Source organism: Polyangiaceae bacterium, assembly GCA_020633235.1.
Classification (GTDB): domain Bacteria; phylum Myxococcota_A; class Polyangia; order Polyangiales; family Polyangiaceae; genus JACKEA01.
This window is the reverse complement of the sequence record JACKEA010000001.1, coordinates 1,102,361-1,116,534: the sequence shown is the minus strand read 5'-3', so window position 1 is coordinate 1,116,534 and position 14,174 is coordinate 1,102,361. Positions and strand designations below refer to the sequence as shown.

At 68.2% G+C, this 14,174-nt stretch carries 15 protein-coding genes; 5 read left to right on the top strand and 10 right to left on the bottom strand.

Features of this window, described 5'->3' with window-relative positions; genetic code table 11:
• Nucleotides 1-34 precede the first annotated feature (34 nt).
• The gene (efp, locus tag H6717_05010) at nt 35-598 is read right to left on the bottom strand and encodes an elongation factor P (protein ID MCB9576365.1); all 564 of its coding nucleotides are present in this window, start codon (nt 596-598) and stop codon (nt 35-37) included.
• 255 nt (nt 599-853) lie between these two features.
• Here efp and H6717_05005 point away from each other — a divergent pair, with 255 nt between their 5' ends.
• On the top strand, nt 854-1,708 hold the full coding sequence (locus tag H6717_05005; GenBank protein ID MCB9576364.1) for a hypothetical protein: 855 nt from the start codon (nt 854-856) through the stop codon (nt 1,706-1,708).
• Here the strand turns inward: H6717_05005 and H6717_05000 are convergent.
• Nucleotides 1,702-2,856: a hypothetical protein gene (locus H6717_05000; GenBank protein ID MCB9576363.1), complete on the bottom strand. Its 1,155-nt coding sequence runs from the start codon at nt 2,854-2,856 to the stop codon at nt 1,702-1,704. The two genes, H6717_05005 and H6717_05000, sit on opposite strands and share 7 nt — an antisense overlap.
• Before the next feature lie 144 nt (nt 2,857-3,000).
• Here H6717_05000 and H6717_04995 point away from each other — a divergent pair, with 144 nt between their 5' ends.
• Together H6717_04995 and H6717_04990 are read left to right on the top strand one after the other, a co-directional pair.
• Entirely contained in the window at nt 3,001-3,684 is a 684-nt protein-coding gene (locus H6717_04995) for a TetR/AcrR family transcriptional regulator (protein ID MCB9576362.1), read from the top strand.
• On the top strand, nt 3,681-4,634 hold the full coding sequence (locus tag H6717_04990; GenBank protein MCB9576361.1) for a ferritin-like domain-containing protein: 954 nt from the start codon (nt 3,681-3,683) through the stop codon (nt 4,632-4,634). Before H6717_04995 ends, H6717_04990 begins: the two co-directional genes overlap by 4 nt.
• 3 nt (nt 4,635-4,637) lie before the next feature.
• Here H6717_04990 and H6717_04985 read toward each other — a convergent pair whose 3' ends face one another.
• Both H6717_04985 and H6717_04980 read right to left on the bottom strand, forming a co-directional pair.
• On the bottom strand, nt 4,638-5,579 hold the full coding sequence (locus H6717_04985; GenBank protein MCB9576360.1) for a hypothetical protein: 942 nt from the start codon (nt 5,577-5,579) through the stop codon (nt 4,638-4,640).
• 18 nt (nt 5,580-5,597) lie between these two features.
• Entirely contained in the window at nt 5,598-6,194 is a 597-nt protein-coding gene (locus H6717_04980) for a glutathione S-transferase C-terminal domain-containing protein (GenBank protein MCB9576359.1), read from the bottom strand.
• Nucleotides 6,195-6,250: 56 nt separating this feature from the next.
• Between H6717_04980 and H6717_04975 the strand changes: the two genes are divergently transcribed.
• Together H6717_04975 and H6717_04970 are read left to right on the top strand one after the other, a co-directional pair.
• Nucleotides 6,251-7,174 carry a LysR family transcriptional regulator gene (locus H6717_04975; GenBank protein ID MCB9576358.1) on the top strand — a complete coding sequence of 308 codons (924 nt, stop codon included), beginning with the start codon at nt 6,251-6,253 and terminating at the stop codon, nt 7,172-7,174.
• 9 nt (nt 7,175-7,183) lie between these two features.
• A complete protein-coding gene (locus tag H6717_04970) occupies nt 7,184-8,020 on the top strand; it encodes an alpha/beta fold hydrolase (protein MCB9576357.1) in 837 nt (278 codons plus the stop codon).
• On the opposite strand, the gene H6717_04965 is transcribed toward H6717_04970, so the two are convergent.
• The 6 genes from H6717_04965 to thiD form a co-directional block, all read right to left on the bottom strand.
• Entirely contained in the window at nt 8,004-9,554 is a 1,551-nt protein-coding gene (locus H6717_04965; protein ID MCB9576356.1) for a 3,4-dehydroadipyl-CoA semialdehyde dehydrogenase, read from the bottom strand. The genes H6717_04970 and H6717_04965 overlap by 17 nt on opposite strands.
• Nucleotides 9,555-9,563: 9 nt before the next feature.
• On the bottom strand, nt 9,564-10,961 hold the full coding sequence (locus H6717_04960) for an FAD-dependent oxidoreductase (protein ID MCB9576355.1): 1,398 nt from the start codon (nt 10,959-10,961) through the stop codon (nt 9,564-9,566).
• A 115-nt stretch (nt 10,962-11,076) separates the two neighbouring features.
• Nucleotides 11,077-12,006 carry an FKBP-type peptidyl-prolyl cis-trans isomerase gene (locus H6717_04955; GenBank protein MCB9576354.1) on the bottom strand — a complete coding sequence of 310 codons (930 nt, stop codon included), beginning with the start codon at nt 12,004-12,006 and terminating at the stop codon, nt 11,077-11,079.
• 33 nt (nt 12,007-12,039) lie between these two features.
• Nucleotides 12,040-12,420: a hypothetical protein gene (locus H6717_04950; protein ID MCB9576353.1), complete on the bottom strand. Its 381-nt coding sequence runs from the start codon at nt 12,418-12,420 to the stop codon at nt 12,040-12,042.
• 4 nt (nt 12,421-12,424) lie between these two features.
• Complete coding sequence (locus tag H6717_04945) at nt 12,425-13,333, bottom strand: hypothetical protein (protein MCB9576352.1); 909 nt, start codon at nt 13,331-13,333, stop codon at nt 12,425-12,427.
• The gene (thiD, locus tag H6717_04940) at nt 13,330-14,136 is read right to left on the bottom strand and encodes a bifunctional hydroxymethylpyrimidine kinase/phosphomethylpyrimidine kinase (protein MCB9576351.1); all 807 of its coding nucleotides are present in this window, start codon (nt 14,134-14,136) and stop codon (nt 13,330-13,332) included. The genes H6717_04945 and thiD overlap by 4 nt, the downstream gene beginning before the upstream one ends.
• Nucleotides 14,137-14,174: the final 38 nt, after the last annotated feature.

Here is a 14,174-nt window from a genome sequence, read left to right as displayed (position 1 = left end):
TTGGTCCGGCGCGAGTGTCGCCCCGGACGCCCCTTCACGGCGCCTTGCTGCGTTCCAGGTAGCTCGCGCTGCGCGTGTCCACCTTGATCCACTCGCCCTCGTTGATGAACAGAGGCACCGCCACGGTGGCTCCGCTCGAGATCTTCGCGGGCTTGGTGACGTTCGTCGCGGTATCGCCCTTCACGCCGGGCTCGGTCTCCACCACCTGCACGATGATGTGCGGGGGCAGCGAGACGCTCACGGGGTTGCCCTTGTACACGGTGATGGTGACGTCGATACCGTCGATCATGAAGTTCGCTGCGTCGCCCACCGCGTCCTTGTGGACCGCCAGCTGCTCACCGGTATTGGAGTTCATGAAGTTGAACATGTCTCCCTCCGGGTAGATGTACTGCAGCGTCCGATCTTCCACGTCCGCGGGCTCGAGCTTTTCACCCGAGCGAATGTTGCGCTCGATGGTGCCGCCGGTGAGCAGGTTCTTCATCTTGGTCCGAGTGAAGGCCTGGCCCTTGCCGGGCTTCACGAACTGGAAATCGACCACGATGTACGGTTGCCCGTCCTGCATGATCTTGAGGCCTTTGCGGATGTCGCTCGTATCCATGTGCTTGCTGCTCGCCGTGAGAAGTTTTCGCTCGAGCCGCCCATACGCGGGCTCGGGGCTACGCCGTCTAGCTAGGGTTTCGGCTCCGTTCAAGTCAAACCGCGACTTTTCCGCGCAGATACCGACAAAATCCCAGAATTCCACAAAATCCGCCCGGAGCCTTTCGACCCTGGCGATCGCCGGGGAACGGCCCGCTGCTCGCGAAGATGCGTGTTGCCCGAGGGCGCGGAGGGCGATACTCCCATCCCGCGCGTCATGGACGAGTACGACCTCGAAGAGATCAAGCGCGAGATCGTGGAGAGCCGTTCGCTCACGATCAAGACGAACAACCTCGTCAACGCCCTGAGCGCGGACCTGAAGAGCATCGCCAAGCGTCAGCAGGGCTACGAGCGCAGGATGTGGTTCACCAGTGCCACGGCGTACGTGGTGACCATCGCCGTGGTGTTCATCACGCTCAAGCTCGCCTGGGACGCGCGGGTGGATGCCGTGCGCGCCGAAACCAAAGGGACGCGCGAGCGCCTGGAGCAGCTCGACAAGGAGCTCAAGGCGGCACAAGCACGCGAAGAGTCCACGGCCCGAGCGAGCCGGCAGGCTGCCGAGTATTACGACCTGATCGTGAACAACAAGCGCCGGGAGCTCGTGCAAAAGTACGACGAAATCGCGCGCTTGCCGCTGACCCGAACGGAGCGCGCCGTGTTCGAGCACGCCGCGGATCGAGCTCGCAACGAGCTATCGCTCATCGCCTATCAGAACGGCCTCGACTACGCCCGCACCGGGCGCTGGCACGAAGCGACGCAAGCGCTACAGGAGTCTTTGCGTTTCAAGTCGGACGCCGCGCACTCGCCCCAGGCGCGCTACCAGCTCGCGCGGGCGCTATCGTCCCTCGGGCGCCAGCGCGAAGCGATCCCGATGCTGTTGCAACTTTCGGAAGCGAGCGCGGACAAGGAAGTGATGGACGAGGCGACGCTGCTGCTCGCGGAATGTCAAATCGACATTCAAGCGTGGAACGACGCCAAGAACACGTTACGCGCCTTCGTGCGGCGCTTCCCGTCGAGCCCGCACATCAACGACGCGAAGATGAAGCTCGCGGAGATCTCCCTCACTCACTGAGGGTCGGTCGTGACCACGCTGATGCCGACGGGGTTCCACCACTTGGTGACGGCCACGTTCACCTGGGGGCCGAGCATCACGATGGCGTAGGTTTCGCCGTCTTTCGGCTCGCCCGTACCCGCGGGGGCTACGGCGTTCTTCCAGGGCACGGAGACCGACGCCGTGACGTTGTTCGAAGCCGAGACGTCGAGGCTGGGGTCGCCCTGGGAGAAGCCAAGGGCCGCCGTGGTGGCGCCGAAATTCGGCGGCTTGGGCGAGATGGCTCCGACGCCGACGTTCACGGCGATGGTCACGTCAGGGAGCGCCGCGACCTCCGGCCCCACGCTGCGCACGGTGATGGCGCTGCCCGCGACGGACGCGTTGACGACCGCCAACCCCAGGCGATCGCTCTTCTTGATGCGGGACATCTGCACCAGCACGGGTGCGAGCGTCGGCTGGTCGGGCGCGTAGCCCTGACCGCACACGACGTTGTCCAATGGGTCGACGAAGCCCGGCGCGCCGAAGCAGCCGGCGGCAACCAGCAAGATGCTCTTGTCCGACGCGAGCGTGCCGGCGGGCAGCGCGGGCAGCCCGCCGGCACGTACGGCGGGGGGCTCCGGCGGAGGGCCAGCCTCCACTTCCGCATCCGCGCTCGCATCGGCGATGCCGCCATCCACGGCAGCGTCCACGCCGGCGTCCGCAACGGAGAGGGCCGCGGCTTCGTCCGCCAAGGCTTGACAGCCCTTGGTCGTCAGATCCCCCTGGCTGGCGGCGATCACCACGGGCTGTAGATCGTCCGCCACGAGATCGATGCCGGAGATAGCAGCGAGGGACAGCGCGCCTCCATAGTGCAGGCCCCCGCTCGGAACGGGGGAACCCGTGAGAGGCGCGGCAACGCCGTTCACCACCTTCGCGAAGCAGAAGCCGACGCGTTCGGCGTCCACCACACCGTGCATCAGGGTCAGCACGCTGGGCCCGGGCGGCTCCACGTCCACGTCCTGTCCGGCGTCGCCCGGACCGGCCCCGCTGCCCGCGGCGCCGGCGGCCCCGGCCGCGCCGCCGCTGCCACCCGTCCCTGGCTTCTGCTTGGCCAGGACGTCGTGGTCGCTGGTGCACGCCCAGCCCAGGGCGCCCAGTGCCACGAGGGGAAGCAGCCGCGACCAGCGCATGACAGGCTTTATGCCACCCCAGCGCCAAGGTGGCGAGGCCGCATTCAATTTTCGTCATTGAAATCAGTATGTTGCGAAACTGGCGAACGGAGCGCCGTTGACAAGACGCAGTACCGAAACCATCCTGAGCGCCTCAGAACTGACATGTCAGTTTCCAAATCAAAACGGACCTACAAGCCCGCTGCCCAGCGCAAGGCGCAGATCCTCCACTGCGCCCTCTCCGCCTTCGCCGAGCACGGCTACCACGCGACCAGCATCGCGGAAGTGTGCGGCCGCGCCCGCATCGGCCGCGCCACGCTCTACCAATACTTCGCGGACAAGCGAGACCTGCTGGTGGCCCTGGCGGATCAGATCGCCGAGCGCGTGTTGAAGGCCCACGACGAGCTCACGCCGGTGCGCATCCCCCAAGGGGCACGGCCGACGCCGGACCAGATGGCGGCGTTCATGCAGAAGCGGATGACGGCGATCCTCCAGGTGTTGTTCGAAGATCGCGCGACGGCGCAGCTCGTGCTGCGCGCGGGCCGCGGCGCGGACGGCGTGGTGGATGGTCTGCTCAAGCGCATCGACGACGCCGTGCTGGAGACGCTGGAGGCGCAGCTCCGAGTCGCGAAGGAAGCCGGAGTGATTCGTCCGTTGGACGAGCACTTCGTCGCACGGTTCTTCCTCGGTGGCTTCGAGAAGATCGTCCTGTCCTACCTGGACGACGATCGCCCCATCGACGTCGAAACCATCGCGCGGGAAGCCGCTCTGCTGGAGCTGTGCGGCATCCTCCCCCGAGACGAAGCGAGCCCGGCCCCACGTGCCGGTAGTCATAGGAGCGATTCATGAACGCATTCCCGCCGTATGCCCTCCTCGATGCCCGCGCCGTGGAGGACGCCGCCGACAAGACACGTCGCCTCGAGCGCCTGTACGACATGACGCGCGAGCGCGCTTGGGACGGAAAGGCGGTGCTGCACGAGCTGATCGAAAAGCACGGGCCACCCGGTAGCGGCATGGATCCCGAGCTGCGCGCGTCCCTGTCTCGGGTGATGACCGTGCTCTTGTGGGGAGAGCTCGCGGCCTGGAACATCTCGGCGGACTTGGCGCTGGAAATCGAGGACGTCGACGCCAAGATGGCCGCCACGGCGCAGGTGTTCGACGAGGCGCGGCACTTCACCGTGCTGGCGGAGTATCTGGAGCACTTGGGCCGCGCACCCACCATCGGCGCCATCCCGCGGCAGCTGTTGCGCAAGGTGCTGGGGGCGCCCACGCTCGCCACCAAGCTCATCGGCATGCAGCTCTTGTTCGAAACGAACGCCGTGGTCATCTTTCGCCGGGTCGGTGAGAGCGGGATGTGTCCCATCTTGACGGAGTTGCTCCCCTACTTCGAGCGCGACGAGTCACGCCACGTGGGCCTCGGCGTGCTCTACGTACCCAAGCTCATCGAGCGCATGAGCTCTGCCGAAGCCCGACGCACAGCGCGCTTTCAGGTGGAGTGCATCCTGCTGTTGATGGCCAGCGGCTTCACCTTCCGAGAAGACTTCACGCGCCTCGACCTCGAGCCACGCCAGATGGCCGAGCGGGTCACCAAGATGCAGGACGAAGTCGTGCGTCAGATGGTGGACGCCCACGGCAAGGGCGTGCTGCGAGCGCTGATGAACCCGCGGGCGGGATTCGGCCCCAAGATCGTGGACTGGATCCATCCCGAAGGCGGCCTGGACTCGGTGACGCCATGGCACCGTGGCGTCCACCAGGGCCTGACCCGGGCCCTGACGCGAGTGGACCGCGCCTTCTCCTGAGCGCTACTTCTCCACGAACTGCGAGAAGAAGTCCCACATCGCCTGACTGCCGAAGTCGGGCCACACGTGCCCGCCGGTGTGCTCACAGTAGTGCACCGGAGTGTTCGGGTCGCAGGCGTCGTAGGCCACGCACGGCGGAGGCGGAACGTCTTGGCTGGTCGTGTCGCAGCCGGCGCGATCACGGAAGAAGTCGCGGAAGTCCGTGCGAGCGGTGCTCATCTCCTGCTGGCCGATGGTGACCCACGCCGCGGAGCTCCCCACGCAGTCCTTAGGGTCGAAGTAGATGACCGAACCGCCGACGGCGATGGCTCGGATGTCCGTGCGGCGGCAAGCCAGCACGCCGGAGAACGATCCGCCCCCGCTGAACCCCATGGAGAAGATGGCCCGGTCGTCGACGCAGAGCTCTTGCCGCACCTGGGAAAGGACGGTGTCGAAGTAGTGGAGCTCGGTCTCCATGCGGGGCGGCCAGGTGCTCTCCGGCTGGTTGTAGTCGCGCCAGTTGCCCTCGATGGCCTCGGCGATGACGAGGATGGCGTCGTTCTCCAAGACTTTGCGGATGTCGCGCGAGCCGCTGGTCACGTCCCAGTAGTCCGTGCTGCCGCCGTTGCCGTGCAACGCCAAGACCACGGGCCAGGCGCGAGCGCCGGGGTAGCCCTGCGGGAGCCGGAGCACGTAGCGGCGCGAGAGCCCCTCGAGCATGAAGGTGTTCTCGCCCTCGGGGAGCCCCGCGCCGGTCTGGCACCCGGCGCTGCGGAAGGTCGGTCCGGCTTCGACCTCCGCGTCCGATGCGTCCACGGTGATGGCGGCATCTTCTGACGCCTCGGCCGGAGCATCCACCCCGGCGTCCGAGGCAGACGCACCGGAATCCCGACTCGTTACCGGTGCTTCGTCGCCGCCGCCGCAACCGGACAGCAGCACGCAGGCCAAGGCCACGCTCCTCAGCATTCTCCGAGCATAGCGGGCTCAGGCAGCTTGATACAGCGTCATCTCCTCCTGGAACGCCCGTTTGACGTTGGGGCGCTCCGCCACACGGGCGTGGAACGCCGCGACCCGCGGCCAACGACTGAGCTCGATCGGGGTCACCAGCGTCCAGTTGAGCACGGTGTAGAGGAACGCGTCGGCCACGCTGAAACGATCGAACAAGAGCTCACGGCTGTCGAGCTCGTGCTCCACCCAGTCCAGGCGCTTGTCCGCCTTTGCCACGGCGTAGCTCTTGACGCTCTCGGGCGCGGACTTGTCGAACTGGGGGGAGAACACGCCTTGGTGGAGCTCCGTCGCGATGAACGACAGCCACTGCTGCAGGCGTGAGAGCTGCGCTGGGTCCGAGGGCGCCAGCCCTGCTTCGGGACGCAAACGAGCGACGCGCTGGAGAACTGCGACGTTCTCGCTGACGATCTGGCCGTCGTCAGTGACCAGCACCGGGACCAGGCCCAGGGGGCTCACGGCGCGAAACTCGTCGCCGGCGCTCTTGGCGTTCACGAAGGTAGCGTCGATGCCCGCTTCGTACAGCGAGATGCGCGTGGCGAGGGAACAGGCGAGGGGTGAGAAGTACAGCTTCATGGCTTTTTTTCTGGGGCGAAGCCGCGCGTGCGTCCAACGCATTCTTTTGCTAGACCATATGCGTGGAGCGCATACCTAGCCCGCGGCTCGAAGTTCGGGATCTGGAGCTGGTGCTGGCGGTCGCCACCGCCGGCTCCACGGTGAAGGCGGCCTCGGTGCTGCACGTCACTCAATCCGCGGTGAGCCGCGGGCTCCTGCTCGCGGAAGACAAGCTCGGCCTCAAGTTGTTCGACCGCACGACGCGAGGGCTGTCGCCCACACCGGCGGGTGCTCGGCTGCTCGCGGGGGCCAGCGCCCTGCTGGCTCAGCTGGTGGACCTGGAGCGCAGCACCGTGTCCCCGGACGCCCCGCCGCGCCGCGTGCGGCTGGTGTGTGAATGCTACATGGCTTACCGCTGGCTGCCGTCCACCCTGGCCAAGCTCAAGAGCAGCCTGCCGAACGTGCAGGTCACTCTCGCCATGGAGCACACCCGCACGCCCGCGTCCGCCCTCGCTGCCGGCGAAGTGGACATCGCCTTGCTCACGACGTCGCGGGTGAGCTCGCCATTTCTCGAGCTACCGTTGTTCGAGGACGAGATGGTGTTCCTGGTGGCGGCGGATCATCCGCTCTCCAAGCGCGACAGCTTGGCCCCGCGCGATCTACGCGAGCATCCCATCATCACCTCGAGTCAGACCCCCGACGCCGAAGCGCGCTGGTTCATGCGCCGCGTGTTCGGCCGCCGAAGGCCACGCCTCGACGTCCTTCGGCTACCGCTCACCGAGGCCATCATCGACGCGGCCCGGGCCAAGTTGGGCATCGCCGTGCTGTCGGAGTGGGTTGCCCAGCCCTACGTGGGAGAGGGCGGGGTCAAGGTGTTGCGACTTTCGGCCCCTCCACTGCGCCGACCCTGGCGCATGGCCTTCGCGCCGGAGCTGGAAAAGGCCGCCACCCTGCTGGCCGCGGCCTTGGCCCCGGCCGCGCCCCGCATGTATCCGCGGTAAGCTCCCCGGGTGTACACCGAGAGCGGTCCGGCACGCCTGTATTACGAAGTCCACGGCAACGGCGCCGCGCCACCGCTGCTCATGATCCGCGGCCTGGCGCGCACGGCCCGCCATTGGGGCGAGGTCGTCCCGCGCCTGGCTGAGCGCTTCCGCGTGATCGTGTTCGACAACCGCGGCGTGGGTCGTAGCAGCGCGCCGCCCCCGCCCTACACCACCCGCAACATGGCCGACGACGCGGCCCGGGTGTTGGACGCTGCCGGGGTTCGGCGCGCCCACGTGTTCGGTGTGTCGCTCGGAGGAATGATCGCGCAAGAGCTCGCCATCGGTCACCCCGCACGCGTGGACGGCCTGGTGCTCGGCTGCACCCGCGCCGGCGGCTTTCGCCACTCCACGCGCATGCCCGTGTCCGTCATCCGCGAGCTGGTGGGCCCCATGCGCTTGGGCCCAGAGCAAGCCGTTCGGCAGACCGCGCCGCTGGTGCTTTCCGAGAAGTTCGTGCGCGAGCGACCGGACGTCATCGAGCATTGGGTGGAGCTGGTCCGTGAGGAGCCGCCGGTGCTGCACGGCGTGCTGGCACAGCTCGTCGCCGGAGCGCTGCACGACACCGGCGACCGTCTGCGTCACATCCGCGCGCGGACGTTGGTCGTCACCGGTGACGCCGATCGGCTGATTGACGCAGAGAACTCGCGCCGGCTGGCGCGGCTGATCCCTCAGGCTACGCTGTCGCTGATCCCGGGAGCCGGCCACGATTTTCCGACGGAAGCCCCGACGACCGTCGCCGAGCTGCTCGTGGATTTCCTCGGCGCGAGGCCTCGCGCCGAGCCGACAGTCAATTCTTCCCGATGAAGCGGGCGATCAGCGGGCCGTTGCCCTGAACCGCGGTGCGCTGCTGGTAGAGCGCCATTCCACGTAGACCCCCGAGCTCTTCCCCACCGCCGGCACGACCGGGCCCACCGTGCACCAGCTGCGGCAGCACCGTGCCCGGCGCCACGGACTTGTCGGCGATCTTCGCGTCCACAACCACCAGCCGACCGAGCCACGGCGCGAGCGCGTGCACCAGCGCGGCGAGCACCTTGCGATCGTCTCCGTACACGGAGCTGACCAGACCGCCCTGCCCTTCGCGCACGATGCGCGCGGCATGCTCCGCGCTGCCGTCGTACGGCAACAGCGTGGCCACCGGACCGAACACCTCGTGAGCGTGCACCGCGGTGGCGGCCAGGGAGTCCGTCGCTTCCAGCAGGAGCAGCGGCGCGAAGTAGCCCTTGCCCGCGGGCACCCCGATGGGAGCGACGCTCTTGGGATCTCCCCAGGCCACCTTCGTCTGGGTCAGGAGCCGCTCGACCCCCGCGGCCACGTCCTTCTGCTGCGTCCGCGTGGCGACGGGTCCCATGCGCACGTCGTCCAGCGCGGGGTTTCCGATCTTGGTGCTGTCGAGCTCCGCCGAGAGCGCGTCGCGCACGCGCTCGAGCTCCGCCTCCGGCACGATCACGCGGCGGATGGCCGTGCACTTCTGGCCGGCCTTCTGCGTCATGTCGCGGTGCACGTCGCGAATGAACGCGTGGAAGGTCGCGTCGTCCGCTCCGGGCACCAAGATGGCGGCGTTCAGGCTGTCGGCTTCGACGTTCACGCGCACGCCCGCGGCCAGCACGCGCTCCCCACGGCGGATCTTCTGCCCCGTCTCGCTGCCGCCGGTGAAGGCCACCACGTCCTGCCACGAGAGATGGTCGAGCAGATCTCCCGCCGAGCCGCACACCAGGCTGAACGCCCCCGGAGGAAGCACCCCCGCCTCCACCACCAGCTCGGCGCTGCGCCACGCCACCAGCGCCGACGCCGTCGCCGGCTTCGTGACCACGGGCATACCCGCCAACATCGCGCAGGCGGCCTTTTCGGCCCAACCCCAGGCGGGAAAGTTGAATGCGTTGATGTGCACCGCGACACCATGGCGCGGCGAAAGCACGTGCCAGCCCTGCAGCCGTGAGCCCGCGATGTCCGTCGGCTCGCCATCGACCAAGAGCTTCGCGTCGCCCAGGGACTTGCCGAGCTCCGCGTAGGCCTGCAACGTGGCGGTGGCGCCGTCGATGTCGAACTTGGCGTCGCTCCGCGTGTTGCCGCCGTTCTGGATGGCCAGCTCGATGAGCTCTTCACGGGCGCCATGGATGGCGCGGGTCATGCCCTCGAGCAGCTCGCCCCGCTGGGCGAAGCCGAGCTCACGAAGCGCCGGACCGCCCGTGTCGCGAGCGAAGGCGAGCGCCTGGTGCATGTCGATGCCGGTCGTGGACGTCTCCGCCAGCACCTCTTCCGTCGCGGGGTTCTCGAGCTTCGCGCCGGGCCCGCTGCCCGCCATCCACTTGCCTTCGACGTAGCTTCTCAGGGTCTTCACACAAGCATCTTAGCGTCGCCGCGGCGGGAGCGAGTCCAACATTTGCTCCACGGTGGTCAGCTTTTCGCGGATCTTTCCTCGCTCTTTGCCCTGGGACACCTCGAGCTGGTCGATCACGCCCCAGTCCGCGTAGCTCGCGACCCGCACGCCCCGGCGAGCCAAGAGCGCATCCACCGCCGCGTGAGTCACGGCCGCGTCGCTCCGCCCCGAGAGCTTCGGTAGATCCTCCGCCATGAGCTCGGCCACGGCCTGGGCGTCCGCCTTGTTGGTCCCGATCACACCGACGGGGCCACGGCGGATCCAGCCGACGGCATACACCCCGGGAAGGATCGAGCCGCCGGGAGCATCGAGCACGCGACCCTCTTCGTTCGGAATGATGCCCCGCTTCTGATCGTACGGCACGTCCGGCAACGGCAGGCCGTAGTAGCCCACCGAACGAAACACGATGCCGGCGTCGATCTCGAAGGTCTCGCCGGTGCCCCGCGCCGTTGGCCCGCGCTCTCCCTCCACCAGCTCGTTCTTCTCCACCAGCACGCCGCGCACCCGATCCGGCTCCCCCTCGAGCACCTCCAAGGGAGAGGTCAGGAAACGAATGGTCAGCGCGCGCTCGGTCTTCTGCTTCTGCGCCCGCGTGAGCTCCAGCATGTACTCCACGTTGCGGCGCGCTTTCGCATCGAGCTCGCCGACGCGCGCCGCATCTCGCTCCAGGACCTCCGGGTCGATGTGCACGCTGACGCCCTCGAGCGCCGCGATGTCCGCGAGCTCTTTCTGCTCGAAGGCCGCCTCCGCGGGCCCGCGTCGCGCGAGCAGCACCACCTCGCGGATCTTGCTGTGCTCGAGCACGTCCAGGGCATGCCCCGCGATGTCCGTCTTGGCGAGCTCTGCGGGGCTCCGGAGCAGCACGCGGCTGATGTCGAGGGCCACATTGCCCACGCCCACCACCACGGCGCGCCCGGTTTGAAGGTCGAAGGGAAAGTCCCGAAAGTCCGGGTGCGCGTTGTACCAGCCGACGAAGGCCGTAGCGGCGTGACAATCCCGCAGCTCTTCCCCGGGGATGCCGAGGCGACGGTCGCTGGAGCTGCCCACGGCGTACACCACCTGGTCATAGTGCTCGGCAAGCTCTTCCGCGCTGATGTCGCGCCCCACCCTCACGTTGCCCATGAAGCGGAAGCGACTCTCCTTCGCCGTACGGTCGAAGGTCTTGGTGACGTTCTTTATTTTTTGGTGGTCCGGCGCGACACCGGCGCGCACGAGGCCAAACGGCGTCGGCAGTCGCTCGAAGACGTCGACGTCGAAGACGGGGGCGTCTCGACGCAAGAGCGCGTCCGCGGTGAAGAAGCCGGCCGGACCGGCACCCACGACGGCGACGCGCACGGGGCGCTCTTCGGTTCCCAAACGGGCGTCCATGGTGCCGCGTCTAGCATGGCCCATGCCGCGATTCAGTGCGGGGAATGCCGACGCCTGACAAATTGCAGGTCCGCACCGCTTGCAGCGGTTCCCGAGAGCGCCGCAGAAGCTGCGTTCAGTGGATCGTCACCAGCTCGACGTCGAAGACGAGAGGACCGGCCGGCGCGCCGGGGCGCCGCGGCTTGTCGCCGTAGGCCAGATCACTCGGGATCCAGAAGCGCATCTTCTCCCCTTCCACCATCAGCTGAACGCCCTCGGTCCAGCCCTTGATGACGTGGTTCAGGGGGAACGTCGCGGGCCCGTCATGCAGCGTGGAGCTGTCGAACATCTTCCCGTCCGGAGTCCAGCCCGTGTAGACGACGGTCACGCGATCCGTGGCGGCGGGGTGCTTCGTGCCGGTGCCCTTCTTCAGCACGCGATACGCGAGCCCGCTGTCCGTCTTCGTCGCCGTCTTGGGCGCCGCCTTCACGTCCGAAGGCGCGGGGATCGGCTTCGGCGGCTGGACGATCTCCAAGAGCTCCACGTCGAAGGTCAGCTGCCCCGCGGGACCGAACTGAGGGTGCTCGCCGTAGGCCAGGTCCGCGGGGATCCACAAGCGACGCTTTTCGCCTTCGACCATCAGCTGCAGCGCTTCGGTCCAGCCCTTGATCACCTGCCCCACGGAAAACTCCGCGGGTTGGTCCCGCGCGACGGAGCTGTCGAACATCTTTCCGTCTTTGGTCCAGCCCGTGTAGTGCACCTTCACCTTGTCTTCGGGCTTGGGGTGCGTCTTGCCTTTGCCCTTCTCGAGCACCAGCGTGTAGAGGCCGGTCTTGGTCTTCTTCGCCGTCTTGGGCGGCTCCGCAACGTCCTCCGGCGCGGGAATGTCCTTGGGCTTGGGTGGCATCGGCCGCGCCGCGCGGCGCGGCGGGTGAGGCCGAGCGGGCCGCTGGCTCGCGGCCAGATCCACCGTGCCCACCGTGGGCTCGGGCTTCGGTTGCTCCTCCTTGTCGCACGCGGCCAGGGAGAACAGGAGTACGCCGAAGAAGAGCGGTCGGAGCTTCATGGCGGGCGAGCATGCCCGACCTTTTGGCCCTGCTCAACCGGCGCAACAGCCCGCGGGGCGGTGCTCGTCGCATTCCTTCGAAAGGGGCACTCGCCACACCTCGCGGCTGCAGCGCCCCACGCAGCTGGTCATCGCCAAGCCGCAGCGCATTTCCCCAGTGGTTTCGTCGGCGTGGCAGTCCTGAGGCGCGTCGTCCTCGGTGTCGCCTTTGCAGCATGCAGCCACGGTGCACACGGTGCACTCGCACATGCGCGAATGCGTGATGCTGGTGCCGGGCTTCGGGGGCGGCTTCGGATGCGTGGCCAGCGCGGGCGGCGGCGGCGCGACGCAGGCCGCGGGAAACACCAAAAGCACGAACAGCGTCAGCGAGAGCACGCGGAACACGTCATGAAACACGCTGCGGACGCGCCGCATTGGGTCACTCCGAAAGCTCGAGGCGTACGACCGCGTGCGGGCGCTCCACGCTGAGCTCGCGTCCGTCCGGTACGAACGCCCCCACGATGCCGACGCGGCCGGCGCGGCGGTAAGCGCGCAGCACGAAGCGCATGGCATCTCCCGCGAAGCTCGGCTTGCGGTAGCCGACGTCGGTGCGGCGGGCGAGGAGACGCGTGTCCAGGCCGAGCTCCCGGAGCCGCCGCAGGGCGGCTTCTTCCGCGAGGCGTGGATAGGCGAGAAAATTCACGTGCTGGTTGCCGTCGGTGTGGGCGAGGCCGAACACCACCGTGGTGGTATCGGGGCGGAGCTTCGGCTCCAGCGCCTCGGCGTCCGCGGGCAGCGCGAGCAGCTCTGCCGGCGAGAGCCATTCCGTGCGCTCCGGGGGCACGGCTGGAAGCTCCGGATCCTCGAAGGCCGTGACCCGATGCTTGCCCGCCGGCGCCGCGGGGCGTGTGAACACGTGCTGGCCGTAGGCTCGGGCCACCCGCACGCGAGGGCCGTCAGCGGGGGCGCCGGGATTGTTCTCGTGACCGCGGGGCGCGAAGGAGTCGAGCCAGGTATCGAAGATCAGTCGATTCGGCGCGCCGCTCTCGTCCACGGTGTGGGCCAGGCGGTAACGCACCTCGTGCTCGCAGCGATTGCGCACACTGATGGGCTCGTCGCCGCCTTCCATGACCACGCGGGTGAGCACCGCGCGAACGCCGTGCTGCCCGAGGCGAGCCAGGGTCTTGGCGAAGGCCATGCGATTCCAGAGGATGGGTCCGATGGGTGGCCACACGCCCTCCAGACGCAGCCGTCCATCCTGCGCGATGTCCTCGAAGCGCAACGTGGAGCTGCCGGAGCCACACTCCGCACCCTCGGGCGGCGTGGGGATCTCGAGGGGGGCACTCATGCTTCACCCGGCGCGAGAACGTGACCGTGATTGAGCGGCCCATGACCGGTGCCGAGCCCCGGCGCCGTGCGAATGGCTTCCAGCACGTAGCTTCGGGCACGTTCCACCGCGTCCGAGAGCCGCAGCCCTTCGGCAATTCCGGCGGCGATGGCGGAGGCCAGCGTGCAGCCGGTCCCGTGAGTGCTGCGCGATTGGATGCGCTCGCTCTCGAAGCGCCACTCGTCACCGTCCGCGGTGCGCAGCAGATCCACCACCGTGTCCCCCGCCAGGTGTCCGCCCTTCAAGAGCACCGCGCTCGCGCCCAGCGCGAGCAACACGTCCGCCGCGCGGCCGAGGTCGTCCACGCTCTCCACCGCCACACCGGTGAGGACGGCGGCCTCCGGCGCATTCGGAGTGAGGAGCGCCGCCGACGGGATCAGCCGCAGCTTCACGGCGCTCACGGCCTCCGGCGACAGCAACGGCGCGCCGCCCTTGGCGACCATCACCGGGTCGACGACCACGGGAATGCCGCGCCCCTTTCGCTCCAGCGTCCGAACCACGGCTTCGATCACCTCCGCCGAGTGCAGCATGCCGGTCTTGATGCAGTCGGCGCCGATGTCCTCGAGCACCACCTCCATCTGCCGCGCGACGAAGGCGGGCGGAATGGGCAGCACGTCAGCGACGCCACGGGTGTTTTGCGCCGTGAGCGCGGTGATGGCGGTAGCCGCGTAGCCGCCAAGCAGCGTCACGGTCTTGATGTCCGCCTGAATGCCGGCTCCGCCGCCCGAGTCCGAGCCGGCGACGATGAGCACGCGTCCGATCATGGGCCCTGACTTGCCAGAGCCCGGCGCGCTCCGCAATC

Coding starts and splice junctions, on each gene's coding strand:
- efp (MCB9576365.1), bottom strand. CDS start 598: ATGGATACGAGCGACATCCGCAAAGGCCTCAAGATCATGCAGGACGGG.
- H6717_05005 (MCB9576364.1), top strand. CDS start 854: ATGGACGAGTACGACCTCGAAGAGATCAAGCGCGAGATCGTGGAGAGC.
- H6717_05000 (MCB9576363.1), bottom strand. CDS start 2,856: ATGCGCTGGTCGCGGCTGCTTCCCCTCGTGGCACTGGGCGCCCTGGGC.
- H6717_04995 (MCB9576362.1), top strand. CDS start 3,001: ATGTCAGTTTCCAAATCAAAACGGACCTACAAGCCCGCTGCCCAGCGC.
- H6717_04990 (MCB9576361.1), top strand. CDS start 3,681: ATGAACGCATTCCCGCCGTATGCCCTCCTCGATGCCCGCGCCGTGGAG.
- H6717_04985 (MCB9576360.1), bottom strand. CDS start 5,579: ATGCTGAGGAGCGTGGCCTTGGCCTGCGTGCTGCTGTCCGGTTGCGGC.
- H6717_04980 (MCB9576359.1), bottom strand. CDS start 6,194: ATGAAGCTGTACTTCTCACCCCTCGCCTGTTCCCTCGCCACGCGCATC.
- H6717_04960 (MCB9576355.1), bottom strand. CDS start 10,961: ATGGACGCCCGTTTGGGAACCGAAGAGCGCCCCGTGCGCGTCGCCGTC.
- H6717_04955 (MCB9576354.1), bottom strand. CDS start 12,006: ATGAAGCTCCGACCGCTCTTCTTCGGCGTACTCCTGTTCTCCCTGGCC.
- H6717_04950 (MCB9576353.1), bottom strand. CDS start 12,420: ATGCGGCGCGTCCGCAGCGTGTTTCATGACGTGTTCCGCGTGCTCTCG.
- H6717_04945 (MCB9576352.1), bottom strand. CDS start 13,333: ATGAGTGCCCCCCTCGAGATCCCCACGCCGCCCGAGGGTGCGGAGTGT.
- thiD (MCB9576351.1), bottom strand. CDS start 14,136: ATGATCGGACGCGTGCTCATCGTCGCCGGCTCGGACTCGGGCGGCGGA.